General features: G+C 46.1%; 27 protein-coding genes, 1 tRNA gene and 1 riboswitch. Of the genes, 6 read left to right on the top strand and 22 right to left on the bottom strand.

Annotated features, from left to right (window positions below; genetic code table 11):
* The first annotated feature begins 19 nt into the window (after positions 1–19).
* Positions 20–1,294, top strand: a complete 1,275-nt coding sequence (locus tag PFJ30894_RS03320) for an SLC13 family permease (RefSeq protein ID WP_046430703.1) — start codon at positions 20–22, stop codon at positions 1,292–1,294.
* A gap of 46 nt (positions 1,295–1,340) precedes the next feature.
* On the opposite strand, the gene PFJ30894_RS03315 is transcribed toward PFJ30894_RS03320, so the two are convergent.
* From PFJ30894_RS03315 to PFJ30894_RS03265, 11 genes are all read right to left on the bottom strand, one after another.
* Entirely contained in the window at positions 1,341–2,978 is a 1,638-nt protein-coding gene (locus PFJ30894_RS03315; protein WP_021717503.1) for a putative manganese-dependent inorganic diphosphatase, read from the bottom strand.
* Positions 2,979–3,092: 114 nt separating this feature from the next.
* On the bottom strand, positions 3,093–3,761 hold the full coding sequence (hisIE, locus tag PFJ30894_RS03310; protein ID WP_021717502.1) for a bifunctional phosphoribosyl-AMP cyclohydrolase/phosphoribosyl-ATP diphosphatase HisIE: 669 nt from the start codon (positions 3,759–3,761) through the stop codon (positions 3,093–3,095).
* Entirely contained in the window at positions 3,761–4,519 is a 759-nt protein-coding gene (hisF, locus tag PFJ30894_RS03305; protein ID WP_125669024.1) for an imidazole glycerol phosphate synthase subunit HisF, read from the bottom strand. The genes hisIE and hisF overlap by 1 nt, the downstream gene beginning before the upstream one ends.
* Before the next feature lies 1 nt (position 4,520).
* Entirely contained in the window at positions 4,521–5,249 is a 729-nt protein-coding gene (gene hisA, locus PFJ30894_RS03300) for a 1-(5-phosphoribosyl)-5-[(5-phosphoribosylamino)methylideneamino]imidazole-4-carboxamide isomerase (protein WP_125669023.1), read from the bottom strand.
* The gene (gene hisH / locus PFJ30894_RS03295) at positions 5,246–5,857 is read right to left on the bottom strand and encodes an imidazole glycerol phosphate synthase subunit HisH (protein WP_113077951.1); all 612 of its coding nucleotides are present in this window, start codon (positions 5,855–5,857) and stop codon (positions 5,246–5,248) included. Before hisH ends, hisA begins: the two co-directional genes overlap by 4 nt.
* A complete protein-coding gene (hisB, locus tag PFJ30894_RS03290; RefSeq protein ID WP_113077950.1) occupies positions 5,854–6,441 on the bottom strand; it encodes an imidazoleglycerol-phosphate dehydratase HisB in 588 nt (195 codons plus the stop codon). Before hisB ends, hisH begins: the two co-directional genes overlap by 4 nt.
* On the bottom strand, positions 6,438–7,640 hold the full coding sequence (locus PFJ30894_RS03285) for a pyridoxal phosphate-dependent aminotransferase (RefSeq protein WP_125669022.1): 1,203 nt from the start codon (positions 7,638–7,640) through the stop codon (positions 6,438–6,440). Before PFJ30894_RS03285 ends, hisB begins: the two co-directional genes overlap by 4 nt.
* A gap of 4 nt (positions 7,641–7,644) precedes the next feature.
* Positions 7,645–8,991 carry a histidinol dehydrogenase gene (gene hisD, locus PFJ30894_RS03280; protein ID WP_125669021.1) on the bottom strand — a complete coding sequence of 449 codons (1,347 nt, stop codon included), beginning with the start codon at positions 8,989–8,991 and terminating at the stop codon, positions 7,645–7,647.
* Positions 8,982–9,638 (bottom strand): ATP phosphoribosyltransferase, encoded by a 657-nt coding sequence (gene hisG, locus PFJ30894_RS03275; RefSeq protein ID WP_021717495.1) that lies wholly within the window; start codon positions 9,636–9,638, stop codon positions 8,982–8,984. The genes hisD and hisG overlap by 10 nt, the downstream gene beginning before the upstream one ends.
* A 16-nt stretch (positions 9,639–9,654) precedes the next feature.
* Positions 9,655–10,833 carry an ATP phosphoribosyltransferase regulatory subunit gene (hisZ, locus tag PFJ30894_RS03270; protein WP_125669020.1) on the bottom strand — a complete coding sequence of 393 codons (1,179 nt, stop codon included), beginning with the start codon at positions 10,831–10,833 and terminating at the stop codon, positions 9,655–9,657.
* On the bottom strand, positions 10,823–11,131 hold the full coding sequence (locus PFJ30894_RS03265; protein WP_021717493.1) for a YerC/YecD family TrpR-related protein: 309 nt from the start codon (positions 11,129–11,131) through the stop codon (positions 10,823–10,825). Before PFJ30894_RS03265 ends, hisZ begins: the two co-directional genes overlap by 11 nt.
* Before the next feature lie 157 nt (positions 11,132–11,288).
* Positions 11,289–11,390: riboswitch (SAM riboswitch) on the top strand.
* Positions 11,391–11,467: 77 nt separating this feature from the next.
* On the opposite strand from PFJ30894_RS03265, the gene PFJ30894_RS03260 reads away from it, so the two are divergent.
* Genes PFJ30894_RS03260 through PFJ30894_RS03250 form a run of 3 tightly spaced genes read left to right on the top strand, consistent with a single transcriptional unit; the run spans position 11,468 to position 14,014 of the window.
* Positions 11,468–12,505, top strand: a complete 1,038-nt coding sequence (locus PFJ30894_RS03260) for a methionine ABC transporter ATP-binding protein (RefSeq protein WP_125669019.1) — start codon at positions 11,468–11,470, stop codon at positions 12,503–12,505.
* Positions 12,495–13,154, top strand: a complete 660-nt coding sequence (locus tag PFJ30894_RS03255; RefSeq protein ID WP_021717491.1) for a methionine ABC transporter permease — start codon at positions 12,495–12,497, stop codon at positions 13,152–13,154. The genes PFJ30894_RS03260 and PFJ30894_RS03255 overlap by 11 nt, the downstream gene beginning before the upstream one ends.
* Before the next feature lie 26 nt (positions 13,155–13,180).
* Positions 13,181–14,014, top strand: coding sequence for a MetQ/NlpA family ABC transporter substrate-binding protein (locus PFJ30894_RS03250; RefSeq protein WP_113077946.1), 834 nt, complete (start codon positions 13,181–13,183; stop codon positions 14,012–14,014).
* A 79-nt stretch (positions 14,015–14,093) separates the two neighbouring features.
* Here the strand turns inward: PFJ30894_RS03250 and PFJ30894_RS03245 are convergent, their stop codons facing one another.
* On the bottom strand, positions 14,094–14,990 hold the full coding sequence (locus PFJ30894_RS03245) for a LysR family transcriptional regulator (protein ID WP_167457012.1): 897 nt from the start codon (positions 14,988–14,990) through the stop codon (positions 14,094–14,096).
* A gap of 145 nt (positions 14,991–15,135) precedes the next feature.
* On the opposite strand from PFJ30894_RS03245, the gene PFJ30894_RS03240 reads away from it, so the two are divergent.
* Positions 15,136–15,573 carry a universal stress protein gene (locus tag PFJ30894_RS03240; protein WP_125669017.1) on the top strand — a complete coding sequence of 146 codons (438 nt, stop codon included), beginning with the start codon at positions 15,136–15,138 and terminating at the stop codon, positions 15,571–15,573.
* Between the two features lie 107 nt (positions 15,574–15,680).
* On the opposite strand, the gene PFJ30894_RS03235 is transcribed toward PFJ30894_RS03240, so the two are convergent.
* From PFJ30894_RS03235 to PFJ30894_RS03220, 4 genes are all read right to left on the bottom strand, one after another.
* The gene (locus tag PFJ30894_RS03235; RefSeq protein WP_113077944.1) at positions 15,681–16,898 is read right to left on the bottom strand and encodes a Bcr/CflA family efflux MFS transporter; all 1,218 of its coding nucleotides are present in this window, start codon (positions 16,896–16,898) and stop codon (positions 15,681–15,683) included.
* A gap of 165 nt (positions 16,899–17,063) precedes the next feature.
* A complete protein-coding gene (locus tag PFJ30894_RS03230) occupies positions 17,064–17,432 on the bottom strand; it encodes an MGMT family protein (protein WP_113077943.1) in 369 nt (122 codons plus the stop codon).
* Positions 17,433–17,458: 26 nt separating this feature from the next.
* Complete coding sequence (locus PFJ30894_RS03225) at positions 17,459–18,004, bottom strand: methylated-DNA--[protein]-cysteine S-methyltransferase (protein WP_125669016.1); 546 nt, start codon at positions 18,002–18,004, stop codon at positions 17,459–17,461.
* A 12-nt stretch (positions 18,005–18,016) separates the two neighbouring features.
* Positions 18,017–19,477 (bottom strand): DNA-3-methyladenine glycosylase 2 family protein, encoded by a 1,461-nt coding sequence (locus tag PFJ30894_RS03220; protein WP_125669015.1) that lies wholly within the window; start codon positions 19,475–19,477, stop codon positions 18,017–18,019.
* Between the two features lie 274 nt (positions 19,478–19,751).
* On the opposite strand from PFJ30894_RS03220, the gene PFJ30894_RS03215 reads away from it, so the two are divergent.
* Complete coding sequence (locus tag PFJ30894_RS03215; RefSeq protein WP_113077940.1) at positions 19,752–20,300, top strand: hypothetical protein; 549 nt, start codon at positions 19,752–19,754, stop codon at positions 20,298–20,300.
* A 77-nt stretch (positions 20,301–20,377) separates the two neighbouring features.
* On the opposite strand, the gene PFJ30894_RS03210 is transcribed toward PFJ30894_RS03215, so the two are convergent.
* From PFJ30894_RS03210 to PFJ30894_RS03185, 6 genes are all read right to left on the bottom strand, one after another.
* Positions 20,378–20,453, bottom strand: a tRNA-Thr gene (locus tag PFJ30894_RS03210).
* Between the two features lie 214 nt (positions 20,454–20,667).
* Positions 20,668–23,379, bottom strand: coding sequence for an autotransporter family protein (locus PFJ30894_RS03205; protein WP_125669014.1), 2,712 nt, complete (start codon positions 23,377–23,379; stop codon positions 20,668–20,670).
* Between the two features lie 431 nt (positions 23,380–23,810).
* Positions 23,811–24,218, bottom strand: a complete 408-nt coding sequence (locus PFJ30894_RS03200; protein ID WP_021717482.1) for an RrF2 family transcriptional regulator — start codon at positions 24,216–24,218, stop codon at positions 23,811–23,813.
* Positions 24,219–24,394: 176 nt separating this feature from the next.
* Positions 24,395–24,748: an Hpt domain-containing protein gene (locus PFJ30894_RS03195; RefSeq protein ID WP_046431111.1), complete on the bottom strand. Its 354-nt coding sequence runs from the start codon at positions 24,746–24,748 to the stop codon at positions 24,395–24,397.
* 88 nt (positions 24,749–24,836) lie between these two features.
* Positions 24,837–25,211: a helix-turn-helix domain-containing protein gene (locus PFJ30894_RS03190; protein WP_021717480.1), complete on the bottom strand. Its 375-nt coding sequence runs from the start codon at positions 25,209–25,211 to the stop codon at positions 24,837–24,839.
* A gap of 217 nt (positions 25,212–25,428) precedes the next feature.
* Entirely contained in the window at positions 25,429–26,706 is a 1,278-nt protein-coding gene (locus tag PFJ30894_RS03185; protein WP_125669013.1) for a nickel-dependent lactate racemase family protein, read from the bottom strand.
* Between the last annotated feature and the right edge of the window lie 76 nt (positions 26,707–26,782).

The raw sequence follows: 26,782 nt of genomic DNA, 5'->3' as shown, positions 1-26,782 counted from the left end.
TTTTAAAAGGAGGAATAATATGTCCCAAGCAGTAAAATGTTTAATTTTGTTGGCAGTAGTTGCTCTCTTATTCGTAACTGAACTTATTCCCTTGGCAATTACTGCAACGGCAGGCGCGATTTCCTGCGGCCTGTTAGGTTTTATTCCTGCAAAACAGGTATTCTCGGGTTTATCCGACTCTACCGTAGTCTTGTTTGCAGGTATGTTCGTCGTAGGTGCTTCCATGTTCTACACCGGTCTTGCTCAAAAAATCGGCGGTGTAGTAGTAAAAATGTGTGGTACAGGCGAGAACAGCTTGATGTTTGGCTTAATGATGGTCGGTACGGTTTTATCTTCCTGCCTGTCCAATACTGGTACTGCAGCCTGCCTGCTGCCAGTTGCGCTCGGTATTTGTGCCGCAGCTAAGATCCCCGCTTCCCGTCAACTGATGCCTCTGGCATTTGCCTGCGGTTGGGGCGGTATCATTACTATGGTAGGCACGCCGCCTAATATTATTGCAGTCGGAGCTATGACCTCTGCCGGTCTTGAACCTTTTGGCTTCTTTGAATTTGCCTGGATCGGTATTCCGGTTTCTATTGCTGGTATGCTGTACATGATGTTCGTAGGCAAATACCTGCTTCCGAAAGTAGATCTTTCTGCTGACCAGGAAATTGAACAGGAAATCGAAGCCGCTTCCACTTCTTCTACCAAACAAATCATCTCTGGCGTCATCCTTGCTTTGGTTATCATCACCATGGCTGTTGGTATCCCTGGCGTATCTTTGGAAATCGCTGCTATCACCGGCGCGCTTGTTTGCGTACTGACCGGCTGCCTGACCGAAAAACAAGCTTATGCTTCTATCGACTGGGTAACCATCTTCCTGTTCGCAGGTATGATGCCTGTTTCAGCAGCTATGGATACTACCGGCGCCGGCGCTTTGATAGCTGACTGGACCGTCGGCCTGATGGGAGGAAGTCCGTCTCCTTTAGTAGTGACCGCTATTCTGTTCATTCTGTCCTGCGGTCTGACCCAATTTATGTCCAACACTGCTTCCGCAGCTTTGCTGTGTCCGATCGGTATTGCTATTGCTAAACAGCTTGGCGCTGATCCGAAAGCAGTATTGATGGCGATTGCAGTTGCTGCTTCTTGTGCTTTTGCAACTCCGGTAGGCACTCCTCCGAATACTTTGGTACTTGGCCCCGGCGGCTACAAATTCATGGACTACGTAAAATGCGGTACCGGCCTCGTTATCGTAGCCTTTATCGTATCCCTGGTTGTAATCCCAGTTGTTTGGCCTTTCTTCCCTGCTAATTAACAGTAAAAAAGACTGCTTCTTAAAGAAGCAGTCTTTTTTCTATAATTCAGTCCTGTTTTCTAAAGGCTTCTGTCAAGGGCGGAATGATTTGTTTTTTACGGCTCAAAACGCCTGGCAGGTGATAGCATCCTTCCGCAGCAGCTTCGCCAAAAGCGTGAACAAGCTGTGTCTGCGGACTTCCTGCAGCTAAAAGATCTGTCGCTTCACCCAAAATATCAGTAACCATCAGCAGCGACAGGTCATAACCTTCCTGCTTACGAAATTCATTAAGAGCTTTCTGCAGTTCTCCTAACCGTTCTAAAGCCTGCTGCCGATCCATAATATTGATCTGACTGACTGTAATCCGGTGTTCGCCAAAATCGAATTCCTTAATATCATTACGCACAATATCCTGCACCGGCATCGTACCAATAGCAGAACCATGACGCAGTACTTCCATCGCAAAAGCTTCCGCATCCTTGATGCCGGCCTGCTCTGCCAAACGTTTAGCAGTATCCTGGTCAAAAAGAGTCGCAGTAGGAGAACGGAAATACAAAGTATCAGAAACTATAGCCGCAAATAAAATACCTGCCAAAGCCGGCGGCAGTTCGATACCTCTGTGCCAGGTAAGGTTGGCAACGATAGTAGCAGTTGAACCTACAGGCTCCTGTCTGATAAAGATCGGCGCGCCTGTCGTCAGCCCGCCCAGCCGATGGTGGTCAATGATTTCCAGCAAATGCGCTTCTTCAATGCCTTCCACCGCCTGACTGCGTTCATTATGGTCTACTAAAATAACCTCCTGACGATCGGGAACCAGCATCATACCACGATCCATCATCCCTACATATTTACCACGCTCCAACACCGGGTAACTGACAAATTTTGCCGCCAGCATCTTTTCTCTGACATCAGAAAGTAAGTCTGTCGTTTTCAGAGTCACAAGGTTTTTCGTCATCACCAGCCTGACCTGAATGCTCTGATTGATCAGCCGTGCCGTAGTATAAGTGTCATAAGGCGTGCTGATGACAACAGCCTTATAACGCAGGGCCGTCTGCAGTACGATTGGCGTTATTTCCGTATCCCGCGTCAGAATCAAACCTGCGGCGCCGGCCTCCAGTACTGCCAGCTGCGCCTCAACTCTGTCACCGATGATAACCAAATCTCCATTTTTAATTGCCGTGCTAAGTGTTTCAGGCTCCGAAGCCCCAATTTTGATCTTACCATTAAAGGTATGTGTCAGATCACCGCAGATCAGCTGACCATCTAAAGTATGGACAATACTTCTGTAATCTGTTTCGCCGTCGTCCAGATCTTGAATTGACAGCTCATTATAATAACGTTTCGCCAGGTCGCCGACAGTAATGATGCCGACGATATTATTTTCCTGATCCAATACCGGTACGGATTTTAAACCTTCGTGCTCTACAAAAAGCCTGCCCACATCACGCAGTGACGCATCTGGCCCCACTGTCGGCGGCTGCGCCAGGCGTATATCACTTAACCGCGGATACAGATCATCTACTAATTTCGGTACCGGTACGCCAAAATGTTCCAGCACAAACTGTGTTTCCGGATTGATCTTGCCTGCACGTGCCGGAACTGCGTTCAAACCCAGCTGCTGCTTTAAATAAGCATAGGCGATGGCAGAACAGACCGAATCCGTGTCTGGATTACGGTGACCGATAACTAAAACCGTTTTTTCCATGCTTCCACCTTCTTATCCCCGTATTTCTTACTTGTCATTGTAGCACAAAATAAAACTGTCAGCAGTAAATTTTAAGCAAAGAAACCTCCCGCAAACTGCAGAAGGTTTCTTTTTTTAATATTTACTGTTATTTTCTTTACTGCGGCGACCACCCAATTCGTTCAGCAGTTCTGCCGGATTGATATTATGATATGCCAGAAGCACTAAACAATGATACCACAAGTCAGACATCTCATACAAAACCTCTTTGCCGTTATTATTCTTGGAAGCAATGATAGTTTCTGCAGCTTCTTCGCCGACCTTTTTCAAAATCTTATCCTGTCCTGACATAAACAGGTAACGGGTATAAGATTTTTCGCCGCCATGGACGCGTTTGTCCTGAATGACGCGGTACAATTCAGCCAAAATACCGTGAATACCATCCGGTTCAGGTACCGGCAGATTTCTGCCTGCACCGCTGTTCCATAATGGATAACTGAAACAGGAATAATTTCCGGTATGGCAGGCTGCACCTTTTTGTTCAACCTTTACCAGCAGACTGTCACCATCACAATCATAATCAATACTGACGACCTTCTGCACATGGCCGCTGCTAGCGCCTTTGTTCCACAGCTCCTGACGGCTGCGACTCCAAAACCAGGTATAACCGGTTTCCACAGTCTTCGCCAGTGATTCGCCGTTCATATAGGCCAGCATCAGCACGGCATTGGTTGCTGCATCCTGAATAATGGCCGGAATCAAGCCTTTTTCATCAAATTTTATTTTAGAAAAATCTACTTGCATTATAATCTCACCTCTACACCTTTAGACCGCAGGTATTCTTTGACCTGCCTGATAGTAAACTCTTTATAATGAAAGACTGATGCCGCCAAAACGGCATCGGCTTTACCTTCCGTCAAAACATCATAGAAGTGTTCCAACTTACCTGCGCCGCCGCTGGCTATCACAGGTACCTTCACCGCTTCGGCAACCGCCCGGGTCAGTGGTATATCATAGCCGTTTTTTGTACCGTCAGCATCCATACTGGTCAGTAAAATCTCGCCGGCGCCCAATTCTGCCGCCGTTCTGACCCAGTCCAGTACCTCAATTCCCGTAGGAGTACGTCCGCCATGTACATAAACTTCCCATTTATCTGTACCGCAGCGTTTGGCATCTACAGCTAAAACGATGCACTGGCTGCCAAACAGCTTTGCACCATCAGCAATCAGCTGCGGATTTTTTACTGCCGCCGTATTTACAGAAATTTTATCAGCACCTGCATTCAGAGCATTATGGATATCCTGCACCGTGCTGATCCCACCGCCAACTGTCAGCGGCATAAAAACCTGTCCCGCCGTACGGTTTATGACATCCAGCATAGACTTACGCTGCTCGACAGACGCAGTGATATCAAGAAAAACCAGCTCATCGGCAGCTTCAGTGTCATATAAGGCCGCCAGTTCAACAGGATCACCGGCATCACGCAATTCCACAAAATTAGTGCCTTTGACTACATGCCCTTCTTTTACATCCAGACAGGGAATAATTCTTTTGGTATGCATCTCAGACCTCCTTTGCGACCCGCAGAGCCTCCCGCAGGTCAATAGCTCCGGTATAAATGGCCTTCCCTATGATGCAGCCCTCGATCCCAGAGGAGGACCGCTGCTGCAGCCGGCGTATATCTTCCAACGATGCCACACCGCCGCTGGCAATGACTTTAACACCGCAGGCTTTTGCCAAAGCGGCAGTGGCTTCTACATTCACCCCACTCAGCTTACCGTCACGGCTGATATCAGTAAAAATAATATGCTCGACCCCGATAGCAGCCATTTTTAGAGCCAACTCTACAGCATCGATACCACCGCTGACACCCCAGCCTTCGATAGCGGCTTTCCCGTCTTTAGCATCGATACCTACAACAACCTGACCAGGAAATTCCCGACAGGCTTCAGCAACCAGCTGCGGTTCCCGCACTGCTGCTGATCCAAGAATCACACGGCTGACCCCCAATTCCAGCAATTCTGCTACAGCTGCCAGACTTCTGATTCCGCCTCCTACCTGCACTGGCATAGAAGCGTGCTCCAGGATTTTTTGGATTGCCGGCAGATTACGTCCCGCACCGGCCAAAGCACCGTCTAAATCGACGACATGTAAATATTCGGCTCCGGCTGCCGACCAGCGGGCAGCCATTTCCGAAGGATCATCAGCAAAAACAGTTTCCTGGTCAAAACGACCTTCCGTCAATCTGACGCAGCGGCCGCCGCGGATATCTATAGCAGGAAAAATTATCATGGCTGCCACTCCTTAAAAGCGCGCAGCAGGCCAAGGCCTGCCCGGCTTGATTTTTCTGGATGGAACTGAAAAGCCTGCACACTGCCGCTGCCGACGGCAGCCGTTACTTCCATACCATAATCACATACGGCAGTAATGAGCTCTTGCTGCTGCGGCTCAACATGAAAGCTGTGCACAAAGTACACATATTCATCTCCTGCTTCCTGCAGCAGCGGAGAACTGCTGCGTAAACTCAGCTTGTTCCAGCCCATATGCGGTATTTTCAAAGCGGTATCCAGTCTGCGCACCTGCCCTTGAAAATAGCCCAGACCTTTCACTCCGGGAGCTTCATCACTGCCTTCAAACAAAACCTGCATTCCCAGACAGATACCTAAAAACGGTCTGCCGCTGTGCAAATATTTCTGCAGTATCGGTACCAGACCGCTGCGCTGCAGATTAGCCATACAATCGCCAAAAGCCCCTACTCCCGGTAAAATCAGTTTATCAGCCTGTGCAATAACTGCGGCATCACTGGAAATAACCGGGTCGCCGCCAACAACAGCGATCGCTTTATTAACACTGTGCAGGTTTCCCATCCCATAATCAACAATGACTATCTTCGAACTCATAAAGCCCCCTTGCTGCTCATCACGCCCTGAACGCGCGGATCTGCAGCTACTGCCTCTGCCAGCGCGCGGGCAAAAGCTTTAAAAACCGCCTCAATAATATGATGTACATTTTTACCATACAAGACTCGAATATGCAGAGTCATGCCGCTGGCCACGGCTACGGCGCGGAAAAATTCCTCAGTCATTTCTGTATCGTAGTTACCCAAAGTTATTTTAGGAATTTCGGCTTCAAAAACCAGGTACGGCCGCCCGGAAAAATCCAGTACTACCTGTGCCAAAGCCTCATCCATTGGAATAAAACAACTGCCATAGCGGTGAATACCGCTTTTATCGCCAACAGCCGCTTTAAGAGCTTCTCCTAAAACGATGCCGCAGTCCTCAACCGTATGGTGACAGTCAACCTGCAGATCTCCCTGTGCTTTCACCTGCAAATCAAGAAAACCATGCTTGGCCAGCAGTGTCAGCATATGATCAAAAAAACCGACGCCTGTAGCGATATCCGCTTTCCCGCTGCCATCAAGCCCAATACTGACACTGACCGCAGTTTCTAAAGTTTTTCGTTCTTTAACTGCCTGCCGCATCATATTGCCTCCTCTCCGCATAAGAGCTCCAGCCGGCTGATGATTTCAGCATTTTCCAGCGGCAGGCCTACCGTGATCCGCAGGCATCCCTGCAATACAGGATGACTGGTATAATCGCGCACCAAAATTTTCTTCTCCAGCAGTTTGCGGTATAAGTACATTCCTGCCAGCATCTGCTGTGTTTTTTCACCCTGGCTGCCATATTGCTGCTCGCAGGCAGCCGCTAAACGGGCAGTCAGTTCGCCCTGCGGGCAACAGATCAGAAAATTCGTTGCGGACGGCCAGATTTTCAAGCCCATTTGCTCCAGTTGTTCCCGCATCAGATCACGCTGCTCGATAATAGTTTCCAGTTGTTCTTTATATAAGTCTTTTTGGCGGTAAACCTCTTCCGCTACAACTAAAGACCAGGCATTAACATGATAAGGCAGCAGTGTTTTTCCCAAAACACGCATGATACCGGCACTGCCGACAGCATAACCTACACGCAGTCCAGCCAGTCCGTAAGCTTTAGAAAAAGTACGTAAGCACATAAAATTACTGTATTTACCTGTCAGAGCCAAAGTCGAACCTGCTACCAGCTTTAATTTATTCAGCGGGCGCAGATCCTGCGGATCAACGCCGCTGCCTTTAGCAAACTCCATATAGGCTTCATCCATTACTACCGGGCAGCTGACATTTGCTAAAATCTTCTCCATTACTTCAAGCGGATTATAATTTCCCGTCGGATTGTTTGGATTGCAGACAATCAACAGCGCCGGCTGCTCTGCCCTGCAAAATTCGATGACCTTATCTGGATCGACATATCCCGTCAGCGTCAGCGGATACGGTGCGGCTATACTGTCGGCCAGCTTGGTATAAACGCCATACATAGAAAAGGACGGATACGGAAAAGCGATTTTACGTCCATTGCCGCCAAAAGCATAACAGGCCATTTGCAAAAGTTCACTGGAACCGTTGCCGATTCTGATATTGTCTGCATCCAGCGCCAGATCTTCAGCAATCAGCCCGCGCAGCGTTTCAGCCTGCATCGGCGGATAACGGTTAAAAGGAAACCCGGCCAGCTTCGCCGCTACAGCCTGCTCAATCGGCCGCGGCAGATTATAATTACTTTCGTTGGCATTGACGATAATATCGGCAGCCACATGTTCTACAGCATATTCTTCCAATTCTTCCAAGCCGGTCCTGGCATTAAATCCAGCCATCTCCTCACCTCTTTTCCATACGCACGCGGATAGCGTTAGCATGCGCCTGAAGCCCTTCCGCTTCAGCCATTTTAATAACGTCACTGCCCACAGCAGTCAAGGCGCCCTGCGTATAAGCAATGATACTTGTTTTCTTCATAAACGTCTCCACATTCAGAACTGAGTAGAAACGGGCAGTGCCGCCGGTAGGCAGAATGTGGTTCGGTCCTGCGTAATAATCGCCCAAAGGCTCCGGTGAATAAGCGCCCAAAAAGATCGCACCGGCATTACGCAGATAAGGCAGCAGAGCAAAAGGCTCTTTCGTCATAACCTCCAAATGCTCCGGTGCTGATATATTCGCCATCTCAATTACTGTTTCCATATCAGACGCAATAATAATCTTGCCATGATTTGCTAAAGACAATGCAGCGATCTCCTGCCGCGGTAAAACAGCAAGCTGCATCTCAAGCTCTGCTGCAACAGCATTGCCCAACAGCTCACTGTCCGTAACTAAAATAGCGCTGGCCAGAGGATCATGTTCCGCCTGACTCAAAAGGTCAGCTGCCAGATATTTAGGATCAGCGCCATCATCGGCTATAATCAATATTTCGCTGGGACCTGCCAGCATATCAATGTCGCAGTGCCCGTAAACAGCTTTTTTAGCCAGCGTCACAAAAATATTGCCCGGGCCGGTAATTTTTTCAACCTTTGGTACAGTTTCCGTACCAAAAGCTAACGCAGCAATGGCCTGTGCACCGCCCATTTTATAAATTTCCCTGATACCTATTAATTCAGCCGTAACCAGCACATAAGGATTTACTTTGCCATCACGTCCGGGCGGTACTGCCATCACGATCCGTGGTACTCCTGCTACTGCAGCCGGTACAGCATTCATAATCACCGAAGAAGGATAAGCCGCAGTTCCACCGGGGACGTAGATACCCACAGAGTCAACAGGAGTTACCTTCTGTCCCAGCATAGCACCGCATTCACGGTTAGTCAGCCAGGTTTTTGGCAGCTGTTCTTCGTGAAAGCTACGCACATTTGCAATAGCACGTTCTATGGCTCCTACCACTTCGGCATCAGCTGATTGTCGGGCTTCTGCAAATTCAGCCTTGCTGACCCGGATATTTTGGACACTCAAGCCTGCTTTATCTATCAGATTAGTATAATAAATCAGCTTTCCATCACCGCCGGCCCTTACGTCAGTCACAATTCTTTCGACGACCTGGGCTGCTGTCAGCGGCGCACCAAACATAGCGGTAACACCTGCCTGTACTCCGGGGGACAGCTCACATTCATCAAAAGCTTTTTTCTGCATCAAAGCTGCTATTTCAACAGCACTCATTCCTCTGGCATCTGTTACTTGCATTGCTCTTCCTCCTCATCCAGTACCTTACGCAAATCTCGGACCAGTTTATCCAGACGGTCAAATTTCAATTTAAAGCTCACCCTGTTGGCAATCAGTCTTGCTGTCGCCGTATAGATGGAATCTACCTCCACCAATTTATTCTCTTTCAGGGTACGGCCTGTTTCCACAATATCAACGATCAGCTCCGACAATCCAACCATCGGCCCCAGTTCAATCGAGCCGTTAAGCTTGATGATCTCGGTCTGAATCCCCAGACTGCGAAAATACTCCTGGGCACAGTTCGGATATTTAGTTGCTACCCGCAGATGCGCATAATCAGTCAGCCTGGGCCGCTGCATCTGCTCAGGAACTGCCAGCATCAAACGACAGCGTCCATATTTCAGATCCAGCAGCTCATATACGTCCTTGCGTTCTTCCAGCAGCACATCTTTACCAATGATCCCGATATCGGCAGCACCGTATTCTACATAGGTCGGCAAATCGACAGTTTTAGTAATTATAAAGCGCACCTTGCTATCCTCGTTACTGATAACAAGTTTGCGCGAATCTTCAGTTACGTTATCAGCACTATAGCCTACTTTAGCCAGCAGCTCTACTGATCTTTGAAACAGCTTGCCCTTCGGCAGCGCTACGGTAATATAATCCATTACGGCACTTCCTTTATCAATCTTCGATATACAGCAGCGTATCGCAGGCGTTAGCACGCTGCGCGTCCACTGCTTCGCTCTGGTTAAAAGGCTCGGCAGCCAGCTTCACTGTTTTGCCGCTCCTGCGCAGACGCATACACTGCGCGATCGCCTGTGGCAGACAGCCTGCCTGCCAGGCCACCAGAACATCCCAGCTGCTGATATTGTCCAGCTGCCGGCGCCGACTCAGAATCAACATGATCCTGTCTATCCCTATAGCAAATCCTGTTGCCGGGCAGGATCTGCCAAAATTTTCCATCATTGTATCATAACGGCCGCCGCCAATGATCGGGAAACCCATATCCTCAGCGTAGCCTTCAAATAACATTCCAGTATAATAATCAAGGTCGCGCAAAAGCCCCAGATCAAAACGCAGATAACCAGCCGCACCATAGACCTCGGCCAAAGCATAGATTTCGCGCAGATCCTGCACAGCCTTGGAGCTTTTATTGTTCAAACCACAGGCTTCAACCTTATCTAAAAGTTCAAGCCCGCCATGCAGAAACGGCAGCTCTTTAAACAAATCTTTTTGTTCCGGTGACATCCTGCTGCCATCTGCCAACGCTTCCAACCGTACCACATCATGCTCGATCAGGCAGCGTTTCAGCTCCTGCGCCTGCAGTTCAGTGACCTCAGCCGCTTCAATCAGGCCATTTATAAAATCGATCTGGCCAACACTGATCACAAAATCATTTAACCCTGCTGCCTGCAGCGAAGCTACTGCTAAAGCCAGCATCTCGGCATCTGCCGAAGGTCCGGCCGCACCCATCATTTCAACACCGGCCTGATTAAACTCACACTGGCGTCCGGCCTGTGTTTCCTCATAGCGAAATAGATTCGCCAGATAAAAAAGCCGTTTTACCGCCGGTCCCTCATTGAGCCGAGTAGCTACCAAACGCGCCAAAGGAGTCGTCATGTCCGACCGCAGCAATAAAATATTATTACGACGGTCAAAAAATTTAAAACTGCTGTCTGACAGCTGACCTGCTGCGGCAAAAGTATCCAGATATTCAAAAGTCGGCGTGACCACTTCGTCATAGCCCCAGGCTTTAAAGGTATAGGCAAGCTTATTTTCAATTATCCTTCTGGCGCCGGCTTCACCCGGAAGTACGTCCCTAGTTCCATACGGCACCTGCAAAGCTTTATTATTCAGCATTGTGCTTGTCTTCCTTTTTTAATAATGGCATTATCGAATTATAGCCGTCAGCGCCATAAACCAAACAGCGTTTAACCCGTGAGATCGTCGCCGTACTGGCGCCTGTTTTTTCTACTATCTCTTCATAAATACAGCCTGCATCAAGCATTCTGGCAACCTCCAAACGCTGCGCCATGGATTTCAGTTCGCTGATCGTGCAAATATCCTCAAAAAAGTTGGAACACTGCTCTTCACTTTTTAAGCTAAGAATCGCTTTAAATAATTGATCGGTCAAATGGTCTCTGGTTTTTGCAGCCATGATTGCCTCCTTAAATTTAGCTGGTGCTAGCACCTTTTTTCTTTTATACTTTATCACTTTATCTTGTGAAAGGCAAGGTTTTTTACAAAAATTTTAAAATTTTTATTGACAAGTGCCGATTGTAAGTGTATTATTTTGTTTAACAACTTCAAACGGTATTTCATCAAGAGTAGCCGAGGGACTGGCCCTATGAAGCTACGGCAACCATCACGACGTGAACGGTGCCAAATCCAACGGATGTAAATCCGACAGATGAAGCAGTACGAAACGCTTTCGTTACCCTTCACCTGTGTGAAGGGTTTTTTTACGATTTTAGAAAAGAAAGAGGAACGCTGTATGATCGATTTACGCAATGTGGAAAAAACCTATTACAGCAATGCAGGTGATATCCACGCTTTAAAGAAAACAAATCTGCATATCAACGCCGGAGAAATATTCGGTATCATCGGCCTCAGCGGTGCCGGTAAATCAACCCTGATCCGCTGCATCAATATGCTGGAAGTACCTACCGGCGGTCAGGTCTTTGTGGATGGACAGGAACTGACTGCAATGAACAATCAGGAACTGCGCAAAGCACGCCAAAATATCGGGATGATCTTCCAGCACTTTAATCTGCTGGCCTCCCGCACAGTTTATGATAATATCGCTTTTCCGCTGGAAATACAGGGTATTTCGCAGTCTGAAATCAAAAAGCGGGTGCAGCCGCTGCTGGAGCTGGTACAATTACAGGACCGCGGCGATTATTATCCCAGCCAGTTGTCAGGCGGTCAGAAACAACGTGTCGGTATTGCCCGTGCTCTGGCCAGCGATCCTAAAGTACTGCTGTGTGATGAAGCAACCTCGGCATTGGACCCGCAGACAACAAAATCTATTCTCGACCTGCTCAAAGATATCAATAAACGCCTGAATCTGACTATTGTCATGATCACACATCAGATGGAAGTAGTCAAAGAAGTCTGTGACAGAGTAGCTGTTATCGAAAACGGCGAGATCATTGAAGAAGGTTCCATGATCGATGTTTTCACCGATCCGCAGAAGCCCACTACCAAAGATTTCGTCAAAAGCATCAACAATGTCGAACTGCCTGCACTGCTGCAATCTTCTTCAATCAGCGCAGTCTACACCGAAGGCAGCAAACTGATCGTGCGATTATCCTTCATCGGTAACTCAGCCGGCGATCCGATCGTTTCCGGTATGGTCAAAAAATTCGATGTCGATATCAATATCATCTACGGTAATATCGACTCGCTTAAGGATATACCCTTCGGCACCCTGGTCATTGAGATTTCAGGAAGCGCCGCAGGTATCAAAAATGCTCTGCAATATCTGCATGAACAGCAGCTGAAAGTTGAGGTGATCGGTTATGTCTCCTGAAATGTTAGCTCTTTTACTTAAATCCTTTTGGGAAACCTGCTATATGGTGCTGGCTTCCACAATACTCGCCACACTCATCGGCGTACCGCTCGGCGTGATCTTAACCGTCACCCGTAAAAACCATATCCTGCCCAACGCTCCTGTAAACAGCGTTTTAGGCGCTATTGTCAACGCTACCCGCTCAACTCCCTTCATTATATTAATGGTAGCGATCATTCCTCTGACCCGCCTTTTAGTAGGCTCTTCGATAGGTACTACCGCTTCCATCGTACCTTTGACTATTTCAGCCGCACCCTTTATTGCCCGCATCATCGAATCTTCGCTGCTGGAAATCGACCACGGCGTTATCGAAGCGGCTCAGGCCATGGGCGCCAGCCCCATGCAGATTATCCGCAAGGTCCTTTTGCCGGAAGCACTGCATTCCATCGTTTTAGGTATCACCCTCGCTGTTATCGCTTTGATCGGTTATTCCGCCATGGCTGGTACATTAGGCGGCGGCGGCTTAGGCGATCTGGCGATCCGTTACGGTTATCAGCGTTTCCAAATGGACGTTATGCTGATCACTGTCGTCGTACTTATCGTTATGGTCCAATCTATCCAGTCACTCGGCGACTACTTTTCCAAAAAGCTTAATAAAAACAAACTATAAAATCATCTTATAAAGGGGAAATTATCATGAAAAAATTAGCTAAAATACTGACCGCAGCAGCTTTATGCGTAGCTGCCCTGACCACCTTCGGCTGCGGTGACGATAAAAAAGAAGCAGCAAAAGCTCCTGCCGGCGATGCACCTATCAAAATCGCAGTTACTGCAGGTCCTCATGCTGAAATTATGGACAATGTCAAAAAACTTGCTGAAAAACAAGGTCTGAAAATCGAAGTCGTTGAATTCAACGACTATGTAACTCCTAATGTAGCACTATTCCAAGGCGAAGTTTTTGCCAACAGCATGCAGCACCGCCCCTATTTAGATGCCACTCTGCAAAAAGAACCTAAATTTGACCTGGTAGAAGTTTTCAAAACCGTTAACTTCCCGATGGCCGCTTACTCCAAAACTTTGAAAAAAGGCGACGCCATTCCTGACGGCGCCACAATCGGTATTCCTAACGATCCATCCAACGGCGGCCGTGCGATTTTAGTTCTTGCCAATGCCGGGCTGATCAAAGTCAAAGATATCAAAAACGTTACTACCACCGTTGCCGATATCACCGAAAATCCACATAACTTCAAATTCCTGGAACTGGATGCAGCTACCATTCCCCGCAGCCTGCCCGACGTTACCTTTGCTGTAATCAATGCCAACTACGCTATTCCAGCAGGCCTGAACCCTACCAAAGATTCCATCATTCTGGAATCTGCTGACAATCCGTTTGTCAACATCTTCGTAACCAAGAAAACCAATGAAAACGATCCCCGGATCGCTAAACTGAAAGAAATTTACCAATCAGCTGATAATGAAAAATTCATTATGGAACACTTCCAGGGTACCATTTTACCGGCCTGGAAATAATTAAAAACTAAGCCCCCGGAATCTTAAAAATTCCGGGGGCTTTTTATTTATATTTTCTCTGATCTACAGTCAACAGCACTCAGCAGAACTTTTTGCACTGTTCAAAATACTGCGGTATAAAACTGATAAAATTACGTGTTGTCGGCGAGTGATAATGCTTGCGCCCCCATACCACTGCCGCCGTAGTCGTCAGCTCCGGGTCGTCCATACGGACACAGGCCAGCCCTTCATGCCTGGCGATCGCTTCTGCTGATTCTGGGATAACGGCCAGTCCCAAACCGGCTTTCGCCCAGGCAATCAGATAATTACTGTCATCGCTGAGACAGAAAAAATATGCCTGAATGCCATTTTTAGCAGCAGACTGTTCCAACAGTTCCTTATAACGGCGGTGGCATAAAAGCGGCAGCCCCTGCAGCCTGCTTACAGGCAGTTCAAAAGTCCCCTCCAGCTGCGGAAAAAACGCCGCATCATAGACTAATGCCAAGCGTTCAGTTGGCAGCTTATAGCTTGCAAAATAATCCTCGTCCACAGGCAAATGAACGATAGCAGTTTCAATGACCCCCTTTTCCAGCAGTTCGATCACCCGTAAACTTTCGCCGATCAACAACCGATAGGTTATTTTGGGATACAACTCTTTAAAAGCGGCAATCATCTGCGGTAATACCATCAGGCTCATCGAAGGGACAACTCCCAGTGATAAAATACCCTCCTGTCCCAGCTCACTGCTGGATAATTCACATACAGTCCGATCCGTTAGATTTAAGATTTCTTCTGCCCGATGCAGCAGCATATGACCGGTTTCTGTCAGATGCAGACGCCGGCCTGATCTGTCGAACAGCACCACGCCCAGTTCCTGCTCAAGCTGTTTGATTTGTCTGCTTAAAGGCGGCTGCGCGATATGCAGCGCTTTGGCAGCCTCTGTAACATTGCCCAGCCTCGCTACCATTACGAAATACCGCATTTGCTGCAAATTCATAAGTATTCCTCCATTCATACTTTTTAGGTATTATAATTTCAAAAATAAGTATTTTAAGTATGATTTTATTGTTGTTATAATAATATTAAAGAAAAGAAGAACAGTCAAGTAAAGAGCAGGATGCAAAATTCAGGGAGGGATTTATATGAAAGAGAAAATTTTAATCGCTATCGACAGTTCTGATTCGTCCAGTAAAGTGCTTGCTTATGGTATCAATCTGGCCGGTAAGCTTGACGCAGAAATAAAAGTAGTCCACGTAATCGAACCTTACAGCAAACGATCGACCATTTTGAACCAGTTAAACCCCGCTATGGTCAAACAAACCAATGAATTATATGAACTGGCCGGTCAGGAATTAATGGAAGCAGCAAAAAAACAAACAGCTGCCGCCAAAGTTCCCGTTCATTATGAAACTTTAGTTGGCAACGCCGCGCAGCAAATCCTGACCGCCGCCAAAAAATCCGAAGCTAGCATGATCCTCATCGGCAGCCGCGGCATGAACGCTGTTGCAGAATTTATCCTTGGCAGCGTCAGCTCCAAAGTTGCCATGTATGCGGAAATACCGGTCTTGATCGTTAAATAGTGGATTGCTTGGGCATCTTTCCCCTATAGGCAGCGACTGAAATTTTCGCTGCAAAGCAAAATACCTGCCGTTGATTAACGGCAGGTATTTTTTATTTTGACTGATTTTTATAAACCTTCTACCCTGATTTTAAAATGCAGCAGAGCCAGCCAGCCCGCAATTGCCAAGGTGACGCAAACAGCGGTAATGATCCCCAGCCCTTCAATAAAATTGCTCCAGTTCAATGCACCCAGCATCATACCCAAGCTGCCAAAAACAGTATTCACCGCATTGATCAGCGACGAGGCAGAGCCGATATCCGTCTTCTGCTGATCCAATAATATGGCCGTACTGAAAGGCCTGGCAGCGCTTTCCATGATCGTAACCGGTAAAAAGGCTATTAAAAACCACCACGGTGAAATACTCCCTACTGTCAGCAGCGCTGCCGCTGCTACTACAGTAAAAATAAAACAGCCATAGGTAAATTGACGCGGCGATACGATCCCGATCAACTTCATATATAAAAACGGACCGACAACGGCAAAAAATGAGTTAGCAGCAAAAAAATAACTGTAGACCTGCTCACTAAGCCCAAAATACTGTACATAAACATAGGAAGATACTGCCACGTAAGCCATATAAGGTGCTGCCAGCAGTGAAAATACAGTCAGTACACCAGTAAAACCAACATTTTTACCGACAACTGCCAATCTGCCGAAGGTACTCCAAAAGCTGCCCTTATAACGTTCGCTTTCCGACAGCGTTTCTTCAAAAAAGAAGCTGGCGGCCAGATTAACAGCACCGGTGGCGATCAGGACCCCGAAGGTACCGCGCCAGCTGACAAACTGCAGCAGAAATGCGCCGATAACAGGGGCGACCATCGGCGCAATAACGGCCATAGCCTGCACCAGCGCCAAAACACGATTTTTAGTGGTGCCATAAAAAGCATCTTTAACAACCGCCATCGACACAGCAACCATGCCGCCTGCACCCAAAGCCTGCACGATTCTGTACGCTATCAGACTGTAAATACTGCCGGCAAAGGCGCACAGACCACTTGCCAGCGTATACAGAACTATTCCCAGCAGTAAAATCTTCCGGCGTCCGTATTTATCACTTACCGGCCCAAACAGCAGAATCCCCACTGCGAAAAAGAAGAAAAAACTGACCAGCGTCAAATTGACCATCAAAGGTGTCGCAGCAAATTCTGTACCTATCGTCGGCAGTGCCGGCAGATATAAATCTATCGACAACGGTACAAACATATTCATCACAGCGATCAGTACGATCAAACCCTTTGCGCCTAAATATTTCTGCTGGATTTTTGAAGCGTTTTCCGTAAGCATTATTTTTCCTCCTTTAATCTAATAAAAAAACCGGATAAGAGAGTATCTCTTATCCGGCAGTACTGCCCTCCGAGGTGTTTCCGTAAAAACAAGGTTATTTTAGCATCTGTTTAAATATTTGTCAACATTTTCACTGCAGAGCATTTTGAAATATCGACCGGCCTGTCAGCTCATATCAAAAATATTAAATTGTTCATATTTGCCCCATAAATGCAGCGTCATATCTATTCGCCCGTCGGCAAGGAAGGTTACGCCCTCCGCTTCCAGCAAAGCACGTTGTTTTTCCTGCCCGCCGAAAGCATAGTCAGGTGCCAGAGCCCCGGTACGGTTCACGACCCTGTGACAGGGCAAATTCCGTCCAGAAGGAGCGCAGCTCATGATGTGCCCTACCTCACGCCCAGCCAGCGTATCACCGACCTGCGCCGCTATCTGTCCGTAGGTAGCCACTTTACCGCGAGGTATCCGGGCGACTGCCTCATACACCTGCTCAGCAAATGCCGCATCCACTATCCTTTCGCCGTTATACGTAATCATAATTTCCCTCCGATTTTATTAGTATATTACAATGCCGTACCTTTTTGGGGGATAAAAAATCCAGACATATCTACGCCTTCCAGCTCCAGCAGTTTTATTTTTTTTTCAATACCGCCGGCATACCCAGTAAGACTGCCGTTTGCACCAACGACCCGGTGGCAGGGAATAATAATAGAAATGGGATTATGTCCAACAGCACCGCCGACAGCCTGGCTTGACATCCGTTCCTTCTGCAGCTTCACTGCCATTTTTTTAGCAATACTGCCGTAAGTTATTACCTCTCCATAAGGGATCGTACATAAAATTTCCCAAACGCCCTGACGAAACGCATTGCCTTGTGGTGCCAGCGGCAGCTCTGCCGCATCAGGCTTCTGCCCGGAAAAATATCTGTCCAGCCACTTTTTTGCAATATCGAAAAGCGGCACAGCATCCTTTTCAATCAAAGCTTCCTTCAGCGTACCCTGATAATACTTTTGCCCTTCCAGCCATAAGCCGACAAGATTTTTACCGCAAGCGTCACACGCAAGCGTAATTTTTCCCAGGGGCGATAAATAAGTCGTAGAGTAGTACATATAGGGCCTCCTCTATAATGTATTCCATAAATTAACCGTAGCATAACTGCGCCAGGGACGCCAGGCTTCCGACAGTACCTGCAGTTCTTTAGGCGTATGATCCGGCAGCGCCTTTTTTATTCCTGCATCCGTTGGCAGAAAAGCATCGGGCCAGCCCATTGCCCGCATGGCTATATACTGCGCCGTCCAACTGCCGATACCGCGAATAGCCTGCAGCTTTTGCATTTCTTCCTCCGGATTGCCGCAAAATCCAAAATCATTTTTTTCGTCTGCCAATACCCGTGCCAGTTGATAAATCGTATTCGCACGCGCAGAGATAATACCTAATTTTCCCAAATGCTCACTAATATTTTCTCCCAGTGCAAGTATCGCCGCAGGTGCAGGAAAGCTGTGCGTAAGACCTTCAATACCTGTCTGGACCTGAGTTCCATACACAGCGACGAGCCTTGCCGCTAAAGTACTTGCAGCTTTTACAGTGATCTGCTGACCCAGTACAGCCCGCACCGACATTTCAAAAACATTGAAGCAGCCGGGCAGTCTGGTTCCTAAAACACACAAACCGGGCTGCAGAGTATTCATCACCTGCAGCGTTTCATATACTGCCTTAGGCTCACAATATAAATCAAATAAATTCTTGATGCGGACCAATACCTCAGGAAGCACCGGCAGAAGACTTTCGCTGACCGTAACGCTCAAAGTATTTTCAGCCGGTCTGTGCCCGACCCGCACCCAGCCGCAGAACTGCTGGCCTTCCGCATTTTGCAGCTTTACCGTACGCAGATATTCATCATTATTTACAACTTCTATTCCTGTTATTGCCCGTCCTGCCAAAAACTTTAATATTTTATCCCAGGCATAAGGAGGGCGGTAACCAAGAGCCAAGGTGATCTCACCGTTATGGCTTTTTGCTTCTGCCTGTCTTTTCCGCAAAGCTGTGGGCACAAGCTGATAATGTTTTTTAAATAAATCGTTAAAACGGCGCAGACTGCCAAATCCTGCCGCCATTGCAACTTCCAGCACTGAAAGATCGGTGTCGGTAAGCAGATTTTTGGCAAGCAGCAAGCGGCAGGTCTGTAAATATTGGACAGGGGAAACGTGGTATTCCGCAGTAAATACGCGCCGCAAATGTCTGTCCGTACAACCAAGCCGTTCTGCTATTTCCCGCAGGCTCTGGCCGCTGCCGCAATTCCTTTCCAACATTCGCGCAGCCCGGTAAACTAAATCAGCCGTAGCATCAGTAACAGAGGTCCCGGGAGCAAGTTCCGGCCTGCACAAAAGGCAGGGCCTGTAGCCGGCCTGTTCCGCAGCGGCGGCCGTCCTGAAAAAAGTGCAGTTTTCCGCTTTGGGCTGTCTGGCTTTGCAAACCGGACGGCAATAGATTCCCGTAGACGATATGCCAACGAAAAAACGTCCGTCAAAACGGGCATCTTTGGCTTTAAAAGCCGCGTACAATCCCTTGATATTTTCCTGCATCACCGTTTGCCTCCTTACTTGAAATCGCTTTAATTATATCATAACATTTCTATAATTCCCGCCATTTTCGGACATGCTTTTATTAAAATAATTATCAGAACCACCTCGATCGCAACACGCACGAGCAAATATTCCTGTCAAGCATTTTCTTTTATATTGTTTATTTCATTGCGTAAGTATATAATAATAGCGGTATTGATTTTTGAACAGATTACTGAACGTACTCCATTCACTTAAAAGAACCTAAAACATTACTACAAAAGGGAGGTAATTTATGCCAAAAATGTTCCTTGTTCTTATGATACTTTTACTGACGAACAATATTTGTAATGCCGCGATCTATAAAAATATCGAAAATGATTTTCTGATCGATATCGGCGATAACTGGAACCTTTCAGACAAGAGCACCCAGGAAGGCGGTATGGTGCTGATATTTACGGCTTCAGACGATAAAAAAAGCACTGTAAGGGTAGGCGTTTCTCCGGTTATAGACGAAAAGGAAAACGCAACTTTGAGAAATATGCCTAAAGAATTATTAAATGAATATTTTGACGCATTTATCGGGATGACCAAACAGGCATCAAGTAAATATAATATCACTTTCGCCGACTGTAAAAATATAGGCCCTCATTATGTACTTCTTGTGAACGCCTCTTTGCCTATGGAAATATACAAAAAAGATAAGCAGCTTCCTTTTGTAAAATCAAATGCCTTCATTGTTTTTAAGAAAAAAATATATTTATTTATGATGGATTCCTGGGATACGGAAGAAACACATCTGCAGCAACTCACAACAATAATCAAATCGCTGCAGCCTCTATGATTGCACCAGAAAATATATTATAAAAAAATAAGCTCAAGATTTTTCATAGTTTTGAAAAATCTTGAGCTATCTTTTTTTGGAGCTACTGACAGGATTTGAACCTGCGACCCTCTCATTACGAATGAGATGCTCTACCAGCTGAGCTACAGTAGCGGTTCAGAGCATAATAAGCTCTGCCATATAGTATAACGCAACCCGGCAAGTGCTGTCAATATACCCTGTTTGCAACAGCTCATTTTCTCAGCAGGATTTTAATTACTGCCCGTCGATAAACAAACCTCCGTTCCATAAAAATGGAACGGAGGCTGGGGATATTCTCAAGCAAGCTGGAGAGTTGCAACACCTTGCCGAAAATCAAAGCAACTATTTAGAAACTCCATCTGGCGCCGACATTCCACTGCCAGTCTTTTTTATAATCACTGCCGGCACTGCGCTCGACATCAACATAGAAGTAATTGTTTTTACCAGTCTGCACTGCTGCGCCTAAGCCATATTCAAACCAGGTATCATCAAAATCACGATCCAGTCTTGCTTTTGTACCGCTGGCATCCACCATTGAGGCATTATAGCCGCCGCCAAATTCATGCATCAGATTAGCTTTCAAGTATATATTAGTTTTTTCATTGATATCTTTACCAATATTGAAACCAATACGTCCCACAAAACTGTCGATTCCATCCTGATCTACCCTGATGCCATTGCTTGTGGTGTAGTCAGTTCCGCGCAGCCTGCCAAAAGTGAGCTGGGCCTGCGGTTCGATATACCAATTATTTTTCAGATTGTTTTTGCGCCCATATTCCGCGCTTATCGATAATCCATTTTGGTCATAGTCACCGGTGATCTTATTACCGGAGGTATCAAAAACCTTAAAATCATTATCAAGCTGGCTGTATTTCAACACTAAATCAAGGTAATGGCCCTTAGCACCGATCTGCGTACCGTAAATATTTAAAGCTTTAACTTTATTCTCGCCGCTGCCGCTGCTGTAACTGCTGTCGCCATCCAAATAGCTGAAGGAAATACCAGCATAACGCGTATACGCCGGCGTTGACTTCAATTTTTGGTCATAGCCAAGCTCATACTGTGTGTATTTATTCTCAAATTCAAACTGGTCACTGCGGCTCAGCTTACCGCCTTTGACCCTTACCCAGACGCCCTCTTCCTCTCTACCATGCTGGCGCAGATCTCCCAGCCGCTGCAGCAGCTGATCATGGTCGCGCCAGGTATGATAAGCCAGTGCTCCCGAAGCAGCGATAGCCTCTACACTGGTTGTCGGCAGGTTAAGATTTGTAATGCCTTTCAAATACCAGTCCGTCGTATAACCGGAAGCAGCACTGTCTTTTTGTCCCAGCTCATAACGCTGCCAGTACAAAGTGCCTTCCTGATCATCAGCCGTAAAAGTACCGCTGCCGTTGACACTGGCTAAAACAGTATTTTCTGCCGCCTGGCCTATTCCCGGATCACTGTCGAGTCCATTTATCTCCTTCAGTGACAGTGTCTGGCTTCCGCTGAAATCACCTGTGACATAAATTTTATCACTGGCATCAACCTGGGAACCATCAATATCCATAATGATCGTCCCACCGTTACCTGTCAGCGTTTCCACAGACAGCGTACTGAAAGCCTTATTATCGCCGGTCATATCGATCACAGACTGTTCATTCTGCAAACTGTTGAGCTGTGAATTGCCAGTCAAAGTCCACAGCGAATTTTTAGCCATAGTTAAGGTGCTCTGTGAATCATTGCCACTGTCGAGCACAGCCTTTCCCTCAAACCGCGAACCTTCTGCCAGATCTAATGTAAGAATGCCGCCGTCCGCAGCCCTGATATCACCGACAATATTATAAACACCACTGCCGGTAATAGTACTGACGGCAGCTGTATCACTATCTTTACCTTCCGCACTGAAAGCATAAGCATCTTTTGTTGAATCCACAGTAACAGCAGCGTCCTGTAAAATTACCGTGCCGCCGGCAAGCACCGTTACGCCATGAGACTCACTGCCAACTGTCGTTATGACCGCGTCTTTTTTTAATTCGATCAGAGTGCCGTCATAACGGGCGTCTACACCATGTGACTGATCCCCCAGAGTTTTGATTTCTGCCCCTTCATCAATAGTGATTTTGCCGCCGGCAGCAGTAAAATCATATACTTTGGTAATATTGCCGCCGCGGACAGCCGAAGCCTTATCGCCCTGAGTACTGATCTCGGCATCTTTGCCAACATAAAGCGTGGAATCGGCATGGATACCATAGACAGCAAAGGACTCGTCCCCTTCCGTCCAGATAGTTGCCTTATCGCCTACACTTATCTGTCCGGAGCTCCCCTGTTTAGTACCAACACCGTTAAAACCAGTATATGATAAATAGCCCGCCTGAACGGCATTTGCGCCATAACCTTTCCCTTTGGCATAAATCGTACTGTCGTCGCCGATTGTAATATTACTTTGGCCTTGGCTCGCATTGCCATCCATCGATAATACCGCAATGCTGTTGACATCATAGCCTCTGATATTATCGTGCCCTATCGTAACACCGTTGCCGATTTCAATCTTACCGCCGCTGGAGGAAGCAAGCGCTGCCCCTGTAGCACCATAACTGTTGCCGGTAACTGTACTGCCATCGCCTATTTGGAGCAGAGAATCTTTACCCGTAACGTACACAGCAGAATTAGCTGATGAATTTAAAATACTGCCGGCACCTAAAATAACTGTCGCCTTTTGACCATAGCTGCTTGAGTCTACACGTACCGCAGAAGATTTAGCCTCAACGATCGTTTTACCAAGCTTAATACTACAATCGCCGCTGCCTGCAACGCCCCCTGTAGCATAAGTCTGGATTTGGATACCATAGCCGTCGCTGGTAACGGTGACATTATCGCCAACAATCGTACCGCCATCTTTATACCCGACAAAAATACCTGTTGTATTAGAACCGGTATTTATTACAGAATCAGCTGTCATCGTGTAGGTACTACCGTCTGTAATCCTTACGGGACTTACATCTGCGGCCTGCGCTAAAAGCGGCATATTTATTATCGCCAGTGTGACCGCCATTCTTAAAGCTTTCTTGTTATCCATTTTTATCTCCCCTTTGATTTTTTATATAAACTTATAGTAATAAGTTTATGTTTTGGCCAGTTTATCGCTTCCTTTCACTTATCCGCTATATTATTTATCTGTTTGTTAATATTTTTCCTTAATATTTTATTAATATATTGTATTGCTATTTTTATTCTTATTCTTTAATTTACATTATACTATCATATTTGTCCCCCCCCGCAAGACATTTTTGTTGTAATTGCATACGCTTGTCTGAAAGTCTTGCAACTGGTACCAATCTGACTTTAACCAAGCTCAAAAATAAAGCGCCGTTTTTCAACGGCGCATAAAAAAAGTTACCCGTTTTGCTTAAAAAAACAAAACGGGTAACCGGGGAGTTATTCAAACGGAATATTTTATACTCCGCCTAAATATCCATATTCAGTTATAAGTTTCTTTAACAACAAATTTTAATTTGCGTCTGCCAGCAACCTTTTAATCGTCATTTTCTTTAAACTTTTTTCCAGTTCTTCCTGCAGCTTGCAGTAAAACCCGCGGACCGGACAATTTTCAGTAGCATAACGGCTGCAGAATTTATCCTCTTCCAGACAACGGTTAACCCTCATTGTCGGTTCCATGATATTGAGGATATCCAATAAAGTGATATCATCTATTTTCTGTGCCAGCGAAAAGCCGCCCTGCGCTCCTACCAGTCTTTCAATGATTCCAGCCTCTACCAGCTTATGAGTTATTTTCAGTACATAATTTTTCGGAATCCCCATCGCGGCTCCGATTTCTTTTGATGTAGTGATCTCTTTTTTGATTGCCAAATACAAAACTATTCTTATGGCATAGTCAGTAGTAACGTTCAGCTGCATACTTTCCCTCCGCAAACGACCCTTTAAATTATCAATAACAATTATTTTTAGCGGTTTCCTATTTTTCAATACTCTTGTTGCTTTATTATACTTTATCAAATGTTACTTGGCAATAGCTTTAATTAAAAATCCTTAAAACATAAAAAAAGACCCGGAATAAATTCCGGGTCTGGCATTTAAATTTTTTTAATCGCCTCTACGACTTTAGAATAATTTGCTTCAGCCTGAGCGAACAGCCCGTCCAAATCTTCATACTGATCATTACGGCAGTCCTGACACATTCTGGAAAAAATCTCATATAGTTTAATAAGACCAAGATTTCCACTGACGCCTTTCAGCGTATGCGCTACAGGCAGTACCTCATTATAATGTTTATCAGCGATGAGTGTACGCAGTTTATTCATATTTTCGTCGTCAACAAATTTTCTCAGAAACTTTATCATCAGCATTTCATTATTCATAAAACGTCTTAAAGTTTCTTCGACATTAACGCCGGCACCTTCTAATTCTGTTTGAACAAATTTATCCATAACTTCCGTCCACCTTTTCACTACAGCTTTTACTGATATTTATATTATAACATAAAGGTTTTGGAAATGCAGGTTTAAAAAGCTTTGCTCAGATTTTATTTTTCGGTTTGCGGCCTCTGGTTTTTTTCACTCCGTCCAGACTGTTTTTCTTAACAACCTTGGCCAGTTCAGTAATCAGATGCAGCTCATGGGCGTCGCAGCCCTGCAATAATTCTGCCAGCTCATTTTGGAAAATCTTCTCGCTGCGGTGAATATTATCACAGAGGAGCTCGTCTACGGAAACATCCAGAACATTAGCCAGATGAATAATCGTAGGCAGGCCTAATTTAGTATTTCCTGTTTCAATATTACTGATATGCGGTGTAGACAGACCGGTCACTTCTGCGATATAGCCTTGGGTAACGCCTTTACGCGCACGGGCAGCTTTGATTCTGACCCCAATAGCTTTGTAATCAATGTTCATTTCTTCACAACTCCTTTTAATTTAATCTGCATTTACGAAATTGCAGATACAGCAGGCAATAGTTTTTTTAATATCTAAGAATACATTCGCAGAATTTATTATAACTTAAACCTCAGGCTAAAGCAATACTTTCTTGCATAAAAATATTTGTAATCGTTTTTAAATATAGGCATAAGTTATAAAAATACAAATTAAATTGATATTTAAACTATTGTCTTTAAGCTGGAAGAAGTGGTACCGTTAAGCTGCCTTCAGGCATCAGAATAATATTATAGTCATTGCCAATTACTTTTTCGGCTTCAGCCAGAGCTTCTTCCACGGTAGGCACTGCTTCGAACAGCATATCATGCGCCAGCTCTTTGTCCAGTGACGAAACTAAAATAAACTTTGCTTTTTTGGTAAGACGTGTTACCGCGAAAGCTTTATTGGCACCGATCTCAAAATGTTTTTCCAAGTCGGCTTTGATAGCGTCTGCCGTTCCCAAACGTTTGCAGGTTTCTTCCAGCACCTTCGAACCGCTGCCTTCTTCACATTCGCCGATAATGATCACTACCCCGCCTTCACGCACAGCACACCAGGCATTATCCATTGTTTTCTGCAGCTGATATACATTGATATCCTTGGGATAACCGCCGCAGCTGGCGATAACCAGATCTGCCGCCTGCGGGATCTCGACACCGTAGACCTGATCGACGAATTTGCAGGCTTCCTGATGTGCTTTTACATAATCACCGGCAAAAATCTTTAAAAATTCATGCTGAGCATTCAGGATCGCATTAAAAAGAAATACGGAATGGTTTTTGGCAAACATGGCCACACCTTCCATTTGGTCTTCATAAACAGGATTGCCGACAGTTTTACCCAGACCTGCATTAGTATCCAGCATAAAGCTGTGGTTGACACGTACGGTTTCCATAGCTGCAACACCCGGCAGAATGGCTTTCCGTCCGCCGCCGTAACCACTGAAATAATGATGTACGATCGTTCCAGTCATAATAACGTGATCGACATGACAGATATGCTTATTGAGCCAGACCGGCGTACCGCGGGAGGTATCACCGAAATACTCAAAATCCTCACTGACCTTGGCATCACTGTTATACATTTTTAAACGCCCTGCCACCTCTGCACCGACGGCTTCGACCATTTCTTCATGAGTCATATTACGATGCGTGCCTAAGGCAAAAACGATATGCATATCCTCGTCCTTGATACCCAGCTTATTCATTTCGTTGACCAGAATGGGCATAAAGACAAAACTGTTGGCCACACGTGTCGGATCATTGCAGATAAAGGCAATCTTCTGTCCCGGTTTGACCAGTTCGTTGATTGGCGCACTGCCGATAGGATGATAGACGGCATCTAAAATCGCCGCTTTGACATCCTCCAGCAATGGCATTTTGGCAACTGTGACCTCTTTGATAACACGGTCGGACTCCAGAGAAAACTCTTTACTGCCATGACCATATTTATAGGAATAATGACTTATGCTCATACAATCAACTCCTTTATTTTTGTTAACTCTATTGTACCATAGACTATGACAAATAAAAAAGGACGGAAAGCTCCGT

Origin of the sequence: Phascolarctobacterium faecium, from assembly GCF_003945365.1 — a bacterium.
Taxonomy (GTDB): Bacteria; Bacillota; Negativicutes; order Acidaminococcales; family Acidaminococcaceae; genus Phascolarctobacterium; species Phascolarctobacterium faecium.
This window is presented reverse-complemented; position numbering and strand designations above follow the sequence as displayed.

Coding starts and splice junctions, on each gene's coding strand:
- PFJ30894_RS03320 (WP_046430703.1), top strand. CDS start 20: ATGTCCCAAGCAGTAAAATGTTTAATTTTGTTGGCAGTAGTTGCTCTC.
- PFJ30894_RS03315 (WP_021717503.1), bottom strand. CDS start 2,978: ATGGAAAAAACGGTTTTAGTTATCGGTCACCGTAATCCAGACACGGAT.
- hisIE (WP_021717502.1), bottom strand. CDS start 3,761: ATGCAAGTAGATTTTTCTAAAATAAAATTTGATGAAAAAGGCTTGATT.
- hisF (WP_125669024.1), bottom strand. CDS start 4,519: ATGCATACCAAAAGAATTATTCCCTGTCTGGATGTAAAAGAAGGGCAT.
- hisA (WP_125669023.1), bottom strand. CDS start 5,249: ATGATAATTTTTCCTGCTATAGATATCCGCGGCGGCCGCTGCGTCAGA.
- hisH (WP_113077951.1), bottom strand. CDS start 5,857: ATGAGTTCGAAGATAGTCATTGTTGATTATGGGATGGGAAACCTGCAC.
- hisB (WP_113077950.1), bottom strand. CDS start 6,441: ATGATGCGGCAGGCAGTTAAAGAACGAAAAACTTTAGAAACTGCGGTC.
- PFJ30894_RS03285 (WP_125669022.1), bottom strand. CDS start 7,640: ATGGCTGGATTTAATGCCAGGACCGGCTTGGAAGAATTGGAAGAATAT.
- hisD (WP_125669021.1), bottom strand. CDS start 8,991: ATGCAAGTAACAGATGCCAGAGGAATGAGTGCTGTTGAAATAGCAGCT.
- hisG (WP_021717495.1), bottom strand. CDS start 9,638: ATGGATTATATTACCGTAGCGCTGCCGAAGGGCAAGCTGTTTCAAAGA.
- hisZ (WP_125669020.1), bottom strand. CDS start 10,833: ATGCTGAATAATAAAGCTTTGCAGGTGCCGTATGGAACTAGGGACGTA.
- PFJ30894_RS03265 (WP_021717493.1), bottom strand. CDS start 11,131: ATGGCTGCAAAAACCAGAGACCATTTGACCGATCAATTATTTAAAGCG.
- PFJ30894_RS03260 (WP_125669019.1), top strand. CDS start 11,468: ATGATCGATTTACGCAATGTGGAAAAAACCTATTACAGCAATGCAGGT.
- PFJ30894_RS03255 (WP_021717491.1), top strand. CDS start 12,495: ATGTCTCCTGAAATGTTAGCTCTTTTACTTAAATCCTTTTGGGAAACC.
- PFJ30894_RS03250 (WP_113077946.1), top strand. CDS start 13,181: ATGAAAAAATTAGCTAAAATACTGACCGCAGCAGCTTTATGCGTAGCT.
- PFJ30894_RS03245 (WP_167457012.1), bottom strand. CDS start 14,990: ATGAATTTGCAGCAAATGCGGTATTTCGTAATGGTAGCGAGGCTGGGC.
- PFJ30894_RS03240 (WP_125669017.1), top strand. CDS start 15,136: ATGAAAGAGAAAATTTTAATCGCTATCGACAGTTCTGATTCGTCCAGT.
- PFJ30894_RS03235 (WP_113077944.1), bottom strand. CDS start 16,898: ATGCTTACGGAAAACGCTTCAAAAATCCAGCAGAAATATTTAGGCGCA.
- PFJ30894_RS03230 (WP_113077943.1), bottom strand. CDS start 17,432: ATGATTACGTATAACGGCGAAAGGATAGTGGATGCGGCATTTGCTGAG.
- PFJ30894_RS03225 (WP_125669016.1), bottom strand. CDS start 18,004: ATGTACTACTCTACGACTTATTTATCGCCCCTGGGAAAAATTACGCTT.
- PFJ30894_RS03220 (WP_125669015.1), bottom strand. CDS start 19,477: ATGCAGGAAAATATCAAGGGATTGTACGCGGCTTTTAAAGCCAAAGAT.
- PFJ30894_RS03215 (WP_113077940.1), top strand. CDS start 19,752: ATGCCAAAAATGTTCCTTGTTCTTATGATACTTTTACTGACGAACAAT.
- PFJ30894_RS03205 (WP_125669014.1), bottom strand. CDS start 23,379: ATGGATAACAAGAAAGCTTTAAGAATGGCGGTCACACTGGCGATAATA.
- PFJ30894_RS03200 (WP_021717482.1), bottom strand. CDS start 24,218: ATGCAGCTGAACGTTACTACTGACTATGCCATAAGAATAGTTTTGTAT.
- PFJ30894_RS03195 (WP_046431111.1), bottom strand. CDS start 24,748: ATGGATAAATTTGTTCAAACAGAATTAGAAGGTGCCGGCGTTAATGTC.
- PFJ30894_RS03190 (WP_021717480.1), bottom strand. CDS start 25,211: ATGAACATTGATTACAAAGCTATTGGGGTCAGAATCAAAGCTGCCCGT.
- PFJ30894_RS03185 (WP_125669013.1), bottom strand. CDS start 26,706: ATGAGCATAAGTCATTATTCCTATAAATATGGTCATGGCAGTAAAGAG.